A 6,969-nucleotide genomic window follows, 5' to 3' on the forward strand; every position below is an offset into this window, starting at 1 on the left:
CGCGGTCGCGCGACGCGCCCGGACGCGCTTGTGGCGCTCGCGGTCCAGGCGTCGCTGCGAGGGGACGTACGCGTCGCGCATTCCGTCTTCGCCGGCCTCCTGCAGAACCCTTCGGGCGTACGGGAGTCGGTCGAGGTCGTCGTAGCGCAGCGGCCGGCCCTCGCACACCGCGGCCAGTTCCTCGCGCAGACGTCGTTCGACGGCGGGATTGCCGGCGATCTCGTACAGCGCCCAGGCGAGTGTGGTGCCGGTGGTCTCGATCGCGCCGGCCAGCAGGGTGATGGCCTCGTCCTGGAGCTGCCGGCGGCCGAGTTGCTCTTCGGCACCGAGCAGGGTCTCGAACAGGCCTCTCTGCTGTCGGAGCCGCGCCCGGGAAGCATGCGGGCACGCCTCGGCGCCGGGCGCACCGGCCGCCGCAGCGGATCCGGGTGCGGTGACGTCGGCGTGATGGTCGATGGCCCGGTCGATGAGGGTGCGCAGGCGGGCGACACGGTCGGCGTGCGCGCGGTTGGCCGGCAGCGGCAGCCGTGTGATCCAGGGCGGGAGGATGACCTGCCGAATCGTTCCTTTCATGATCTCGGGCATGAGGGCGGTGAACTCACCCGGCAGGCCCGCGGGCAGGTCCGCGCCGAACACCGCGACGAGGAAGGTGGTCAGGGTGATCTCGTTCATGCCGGCGAACACGTCGTACGGCTCGGCCGCGGGCCAGGCGCCGACCATGGTCCGCACCTGATCGATCATGGCGTTGCCGCGCTCGGCGATGTGCGCCCTGCTGAACATGGGCTGCATCAGACGGCGGTTGCGCAGATGGGTGTCTCCGTCGGTGACGGTTGCGACTCCGTCACCGAGGAAGACCCGCAGCGCGTCGTAGTATCTGCCGCCCTTGGGGAAGTGGGCGGCGTCGGTCACCAACACCTGGCGGGTCAGCTCGGGGTCCGTGACCACGTAAGCGGGCGTGGGACCGATGCGTATGCGCACCACCCTGCCGTATGCGCGCAGCGAGGTGATGAACGGCAGCGGGTTCCGGACGAGGCGGAGTCCGTGCCCGATCAGCGGAAGTCCGCCTGGGGCCGTGGGTGTGGGGATGGGTGCCGGGGTGGGGGCGCTCAGCACGCGTCTGCTCCTCGTGGGGGAGGGATCGAACGCCCGGATACATGCCCATGGCAGCTATCCTCGATGCGCCGTGCCGGTGATGATTTTGTGACATACCGGTCCACCCTTGGGGCGTTCGGCCGAGTCGTTCACTCCCACGACAACCGTTCGAGCGGATACGGCGGGTGCGTCACCCACACGTGCGACAGACGCTTCGATCCCCGCTGCCGCCGCATGCCCGACGGCCGCTCCGGAAAGCAATCGGGCATGTCGCCGCCGTCCCCGGCCACCGAGGGAGCACGCACGTGAGCGATGTCGTCTTCACCGCAGATTTCACCTCCGAACGCCAGTGGGTCGCCGGGCGCTCCTGGGCCTATCCCAACGGGGGGCCCACCAACCCGGGTGACGACAAGCTGGACCACCTCACCGCGGATCCCGCCTACTCCCGCACCGGTACGTTCCGGGCCACCCGCAGAGCGGACGGCTGGTGGAACACCGGGCTGCTCACCACCGAGGGCAGCGCCGAAGGCTTCGAGGTCCGCACCGGGGACCTGCTCCGGGCCGACGTCCGCCTGCCCACCGGCGTGGGAGCCTGGCCCGCCATCTGGACGTGGCGGGACGGCGGCAACGAGGTCGACGTCTTCGAGTACCACCCCGACAACCCCGACCTGCTGGAACTCACCAACCACGTCCGCCAGGGGAACAGCTACGTCACCAACCCCGCGGTGCGGCCCGGCAGCACCGTCGCAATGGGCGTGACCTTCGGCCGCCGCAACGTCGTATGGACACTCAACGGCACGCAGGTGTTCGCCGACGGAAGGGGGGTCGGAGCCGGCTGGCACGCCTACCTGATCGTCAACCTCTCAGTGTGCGCCGGTCGTTACCACCCGCGTCCCGATCCCACGACCACCGAGCTGTCCTTCCGGGTGGAGAACCTGGTGGTACGGCGCCCTGCACCTCCGTACCCGGCGGACCCCGCACCGCGGCAACTCGCCTGACGAGTCACCGGTCCGTCCGCTCCCGCCGGCCCTGCCTGGCGTAATCACACCTCACTGTTGATCTTTTTTTAGTGTCGTCGGGTTACCTTTCGGCGAGTCAGGATCAATGCCAGTTGAGGGACGTAAACGGTGAAGCAGCGCAGGAGCCGGGGCAGGTTGTACCGGTCGGTGACGGGGACGGTCGCAGTGACCCTGGCGGTCGGCGGTTGCGGAGCAGGCATCGGCGGCAAGGGCCACGCCGCCCGCACCCCCCGGCCCGCCGCGTCGGACGGCACCACCAGCCCCGCGCCCGGCCGTTCGGGCGCCGCGGCCTGGCGCAGGTGGGGCCTGGCGCCGCTGCCCGCCGCCCCGCGACCGCCGGCCGTCAGACCGGTGAAGCTCTCGGCCACCGGAACCGTTCCGGTCTTCACCCACATACCGACCGCGCAGAAGGTCGTCTTCATCACCGTGGACGACGGGCAGGAGAAGGATCCCAAGTTCATCCGGATGATGCGGGACCTGAGGGTCCCCATCACGATGTTCCTGATGAACGACGCCGTCAAATCCGACTACGCCTACTTCAAACCGCTGCAGGCACTGGGCGACCACATCCAGAACCACACCCTGCACCACCCCGTCATGAGCACCCTCCCCCTGGCCCGCCAGAAGGAAGAGGTGTGCGGTGACCAGAAGATCCTCACCAAGGAGTACGGCACCGCGCCGCTGCTCTTCCGCCCGCCCTACGGCGCGTACGACACCGACACCAGGGTCGCGGTGGGTGAGTGCGGACCCCGTGCGATCGTGTGGTGGCGGGAGTCCATGCAGATCCGCAACATGCAGTACCAGTCAGCGGACAAGAAGCTGCGCCCCGGAGACATCATCCTGGCCCACTTCCGCGGGCCGTCCGAGCTCAAGGGCACCACGATGACGCACATGTTCGCCAACCTGCTCCGGCGCATCCACGAGCAGGGCTTCGCCGTCGCCCGCCTGGAGGACTACATCCAGCCGCCGACCGGATGAGCCCGCGGGCGGCCGCGTCAGTGGCTGTCGCAGGTCTCGCGCAGGTAGCCGTCCTGGCCGGCCGGGGTGACGTCGAGGTCGCGCCGGACGACGCTGATCCGGTCGCCCCAGCCCGCACAGGCCTTCCTCATGCCCTTCTCGGTGTACTCGACGACGATGACGTGGTCGCCGAACGCGTCGACGTAGGACCCGCATTCGTCGTACTGCCCGCATTCCTCCACCACCGCGAAGTCGAGGCCGATCCGTTTGCGGTCCTTGGCGAGTTCGAGGGTGTTCTTCTGGGCGATGGCAAGGTGCCGGGCGTGTGCGTGGCGGGCGAGCAGGGTCTGGAACGCCTCGGCATCGGCTGCGGTCAGCAGTCCGTGCGGGGCGCGGGTGTAGCTGTCGTAGTTGTCCGGCTCGACGGCGTCGAATCCCTTGTCGGCGCACTCGTCGATCCAGCCGTCCACCTTCTCCGCGATCCGCGCGCGCTTGCCCGGGGTGCCGATGTCGAGCATCGCCTCGCCCCAGTCCTCGTCCATGACGACCTTCCCCGAGCCGTCCCGCAGCAGGAGGTCGGCGTCCCATTCCTGCTGCGCGTCGGGCTGGGCCTGGAAGGCGTTGACGTAGCAGATGTTGTACAGGCCGGCGGCGGGCGAAGCCGTGTGGTCGCGCGAGACCACGGTGACGCCCTTCGGCGGGGTGTAGGCGCCGCCCAGCTGGTAGTCGACGCCGGCGTGGACGGGAGGTGGGGAGACTTTCGCCGTCGGCGTGTGCGCGGCGGTGCCCGTATCGGCGGTGGTGGCGCCGGAGCAGCCGGCGGTGAGAAGGGCTGCGGCCAGGACGGTGGCGGCGCGGGGGACGGTGGCAGGGCGGGAGTCTGCCCGGGAGTTGCGCATGACGGTCTGCCTCTGGAGGAGAGAGCATGCCCCGCCTCGGACGCGCGTGGTCCTGGCGACTGGGGCCGGGCTGACGGCTCGTAGGCCTGTGTTACCGGCTGGGAATGCCACGGTTCCGCGGACCGCGACGGCGCTGGGCGGTCCGACACCGTGACGATACCAAAGCCGTCGCAACCGGTCGGTCAGTCGCGGTCGCCGCCGACGTCGAGCGGTGCCCGCGGCAGGGTGACCAGGAAGGCGGCGCCGCCTCCGGGCGCACCGGTGACGGTGAGGTCCCCGCCGTGGCCGTCGTCGGCGACGGTGAGCACGACGTCGTCGCCCGCGCGGGCCAGGGTCACGGTGATCGCGGTGGCGGTGTGCCGCTGGGCGTTGTCCAGGAGGTTCCCGAAGACGCGGGCCGGTTGGCCGGGCGCGGAGGACACCGGGCTCCGCCACGCCGTGCCCGAGGAGCGTCCCGACCGGCACACGGACGAGAACGCCCCGTCCCGCCATGACACGGACGACGACCGGACGCGGGGCAGGGCGGGGCGGGGACGACGCGTAGCGGGGCGGTTGCGGGGCGGGCGACGCGCACGGAACCGGGGGGGCGGACCGCGTGTGGGACCACGTCCGAACAGCGTGGGCGGCTGCCGGTGTCGTTCGCGCGTCACACGCGACGCGTGAGGCCGGGCGGCGGACGGCGCGGGGGCGCGCTCCCCGGCCCCGGATCTCGGGCGCGCCTCGCCGTCCCGGCCGTAACCGGAGCCTTCACGGTCGGGGCAGTCTCTGCTGCCCCGACGCGTGGCACCGGGCGCGGCCGGCGTCAGCCCAGTCCGCGGGCGTCCTGCTTCAGGGCCGTGTCGACCGTCAGCGCCGTGGCGACGACCAGGCTCCGCAGCGGCTCGGGGAGTTCCTGGTGGATCTGGAGCACGTAGTTGTCCGCCGTGGTGAACATGGTCTTGGCGAGACCTTCCCAGGTCTTGGTGATCCGGGCCACCTCGTTCCCCGCCTGGTCGACGACGGCGAAGTTCCAGGCGCGCCAGTTCTCGCCCTTGATGGCGCCGATCTGCTGACCGCCGGCGTTGATGGCGAAGTTGATCTTTCCGAAGACGTTCTGCTGGACCAGCTCGCCCAGCACGCCTCCGTCCGGACGGGCCACGATCACCCGCGACTTGAATATCTTCGCGGGGCGCGTCAGTCGCAGCACCGGCTGCCCCTGGGTGTCCCGGATCTCCAGCCGGTGAGTGAAGTACTGGTCCCAGTCGCTGATGAAACGTACGACCTTGCGCAGCGCGCTCTGCCCGACCTCGACCACGGAGCCGAGCTGGTTGCCGTGCTGGTCCATGACCTTGTACTCGTTGGTCAGTTCTATGAGTTTCGCCTTCTGGTTCACCACCAGCACCGGTTCGGTGAAGAGGGTGCCGCCGCCGGGACCGCTCGGGGTGATCCCGGCCTGCTGCCGCACCTGGCGACTGACCTTCGGGTCAGGTGTGTTCGATTGTGTGGTCACTGCGGCACGTTACTTCCCGCAGACCAGGGTCCGGTCGGCCGCGCGCCGTCTCGTTGCCACACCGTGACGAATCGCGGGGCGGCCAGGTCAGCGGTGGGGTGTGGCCGTCACGTCTCCGTGGGCTCCTGACCGCCGTGTTCCTGCTCCTGCGCCCAGGTGGCCGCCCATTCGTCGAGCGGGTGGAGGGCGTGCCTGAGTGCCGCCCCCAGCTGAGTGAGCTCGTAGCCGTCGGCCGAGGGGGAGATGATCCCGCTCGATGTGAGTTCCCGGAGCCGCTGGTAGAGGACGCTGGACGACATCCCTTCGCATCGCGCCAGCAGCGTGCGGGCGCCGAGCGGACCCGCACGCAGTTCCCAGATGATGCGCAGCGCCCACCGGCGGCCGAACAGGTCCAGTGCGGCCATGAGGGGACGACCGGTCGTCGATCCACGAACCGGTGTTCCTGGGCGCGGTGTCGGCATGCCTCTCCCAGCCTTGCGTTTCGTTATTCGAAACACTAGCATCCACTCGGCGTTTCTGTTTTCGAAACGAACTCGACAGGAGAGGCCGATGTCCCGGATAGCCCTGCTGGATCCGCCGTACACCGACCGGGCCGGCGCACTGCTCGCGCGCATGATGCCCGGGGAGACCCCGCCGATCGGGCTGTTCCGGATGTTCGCCAGGAACATCCCCATGGCCGACGCCATGCACGGGTGGGGTCGCTACGAGTTGGGCAGACAGCTGACCCTGACCATGCGGGAACGCGAGATCGTCATCAACCGGACGTGCGCGCGGTGCGGTTGCGAGTACGAGTGGGGCGTACACATGCTGACGTTCGCCGAGCGGGTCGGACTCACCCGCGAGCAGGCGGCATCCCTGGCGCACGGCGGCCCCGCCGACGAGTGCTGGACGTCCGAGAGGGAACGGCTGCTCGTCCTCGCCGTCGATGCGCTGCACGAGCGTTCCGACATCGACGGCGGGCTGTGGACACGGCTCGTGTCCGTCTTCGACGAGCTCCAGCTGCTCGATCTGCTTCTGCTGTGCGGGTGGTACCACGCCGTCAGCTTCGCCGCGCGCGCCACGCGCGTGCCGCGCGAGCCCGGTGCCCCTCGCTTCGCCGACTTCCTCCCCGCCACGACCGGGACCAGCCGATGAGCACTGCCCGGGAGCAGCCGGCACGCCAAGCCCGCCGACCCTGATCTGGACGGAGGCCGCCATGCACAAGTTGGTCGTCCTGTACTCCAAGCCCGCCGACCCTGACCACTTCCGCGACTACTACGTGACCAACCACGCCCCGCTGCTCATGAGTTGGCCCGGCCTGCTGGCGTGGCGCTACAGCTTCGACGTGGCGGCGACCGAGGGAGAAGCGCCGTATTTCGCGGTCTTCGAAGGCGACTTCGCGGACGCCGCCGCCATGGCGGCGGCGCGGGCGTCGCCGCACGGCCAGGATCACCAGCGGGATCATCACCGGCAGCGTGCCGAAGCCCAGCCAGATGAACATCAGGACCAGCAGGCCGAAGCTGGGCAGGGCACG

Annotated in this window: 8 protein-coding genes and 2 pseudogenes; 4 read left to right on the plus strand and 6 right to left on the minus strand. The window is 70.0% G+C overall.

Going from position 1 to position 6,969, the window contains the following annotated elements:
- Window positions 1-1,113, minus strand: a 1,113-nt coding sequence (locus ABZ646_RS36295; RefSeq protein ID WP_360528809.1) for a cytochrome P450, incomplete at its 3' end; no start/stop codon positions are given.
- Between the two features lie 284 nt (window positions 1,114-1,397).
- Here ABZ646_RS36295 and ABZ646_RS36300 point away from each other — a divergent pair.
- On the plus strand, window positions 1,398-2,090 hold the full coding sequence (locus ABZ646_RS36300; protein ID WP_360528812.1) for a beta-glucanase: 693 nt from the start codon (window positions 1,398-1,400) through the stop codon (window positions 2,088-2,090).
- A 129-nt stretch (window positions 2,091-2,219) separates the two neighbouring features.
- Entirely contained in the window at window positions 2,220-3,089 is an 870-nt protein-coding gene (locus tag ABZ646_RS36305; RefSeq protein WP_360528815.1) for a polysaccharide deacetylase family protein, read from the plus strand.
- Window positions 3,090-3,106: 17 nt separating this feature from the next.
- Here ABZ646_RS36305 and ABZ646_RS36310 read toward each other — a convergent pair whose 3' ends face one another.
- The 4 genes from ABZ646_RS36310 to ABZ646_RS36325 form a co-directional block, all read right to left on the minus strand.
- Window positions 3,107-3,967, minus strand: a complete 861-nt coding sequence (locus ABZ646_RS36310; protein ID WP_360528818.1) for an endo alpha-1,4 polygalactosaminidase — start codon at window positions 3,965-3,967, stop codon at window positions 3,107-3,109.
- A gap of 182 nt (window positions 3,968-4,149) precedes the next feature.
- Complete coding sequence (locus ABZ646_RS36315; RefSeq protein WP_360528821.1) at window positions 4,150-4,389, minus strand: ATP-binding protein; 240 nt, start codon at window positions 4,387-4,389, stop codon at window positions 4,150-4,152.
- 380 nt (window positions 4,390-4,769) lie between these two features.
- Entirely contained in the window at window positions 4,770-5,456 is a 687-nt protein-coding gene (locus ABZ646_RS36320) for a phospholipid scramblase-related protein (RefSeq protein ID WP_360528824.1), read from the minus strand.
- A gap of 107 nt (window positions 5,457-5,563) precedes the next feature.
- Complete coding sequence (locus ABZ646_RS36325) at window positions 5,564-5,860, minus strand: helix-turn-helix domain-containing protein (RefSeq protein WP_360528827.1); 297 nt, start codon at window positions 5,858-5,860, stop codon at window positions 5,564-5,566.
- Between the two features lie 145 nt (window positions 5,861-6,005).
- On the opposite strand from ABZ646_RS36325, the gene ABZ646_RS36330 reads away from it, so the two are divergent.
- Together ABZ646_RS36330 and ABZ646_RS36335 are read left to right on the plus strand one after the other, a co-directional pair.
- Window positions 6,006-6,590 carry a carboxymuconolactone decarboxylase family protein gene (locus tag ABZ646_RS36330; RefSeq protein WP_360528830.1) on the plus strand — a complete coding sequence of 195 codons (585 nt, stop codon included), beginning with the start codon at window positions 6,006-6,008 and terminating at the stop codon, window positions 6,588-6,590.
- A gap of 61 nt (window positions 6,591-6,651) precedes the next feature.
- A pseudogene (locus ABZ646_RS36335) lies at window positions 6,652-6,843 on the plus strand (EthD family reductase); the annotation flags it as partial.
- Between the two features lie 30 nt (window positions 6,844-6,873).
- Here ABZ646_RS36335 and ABZ646_RS36340 read toward each other — a convergent pair.
- A pseudogene (locus ABZ646_RS36340) lies at window positions 6,874-6,969 on the minus strand (ABC transporter permease); the annotation flags it as partial.

It is taken from the genome of Streptomyces sp. NPDC007162, from assembly GCF_040634175.1.
Classification (GTDB): Bacteria; Actinomycetota; Actinomycetes; order Streptomycetales; family Streptomycetaceae; genus Streptomyces.

Excerpts from the sequence above, each read along its gene's own strand:
- ABZ646_RS36330 (WP_360528830.1), top strand. The coding sequence starts at position 6,006 with ATGTCCCGGATAGCCCTGCTGGATCCGCCGTACACCGACCGGGCCGGC.
- ABZ646_RS36310 (WP_360528818.1), bottom strand. The coding sequence starts at position 3,967 with ATGCGCAACTCCCGGGCAGACTCCCGCCCTGCCACCGTCCCCCGCGCC.
- ABZ646_RS36325 (WP_360528827.1), bottom strand. The coding sequence starts at position 5,860 with ATGGCCGCACTGGACCTGTTCGGCCGCCGGTGGGCGCTGCGCATCATC.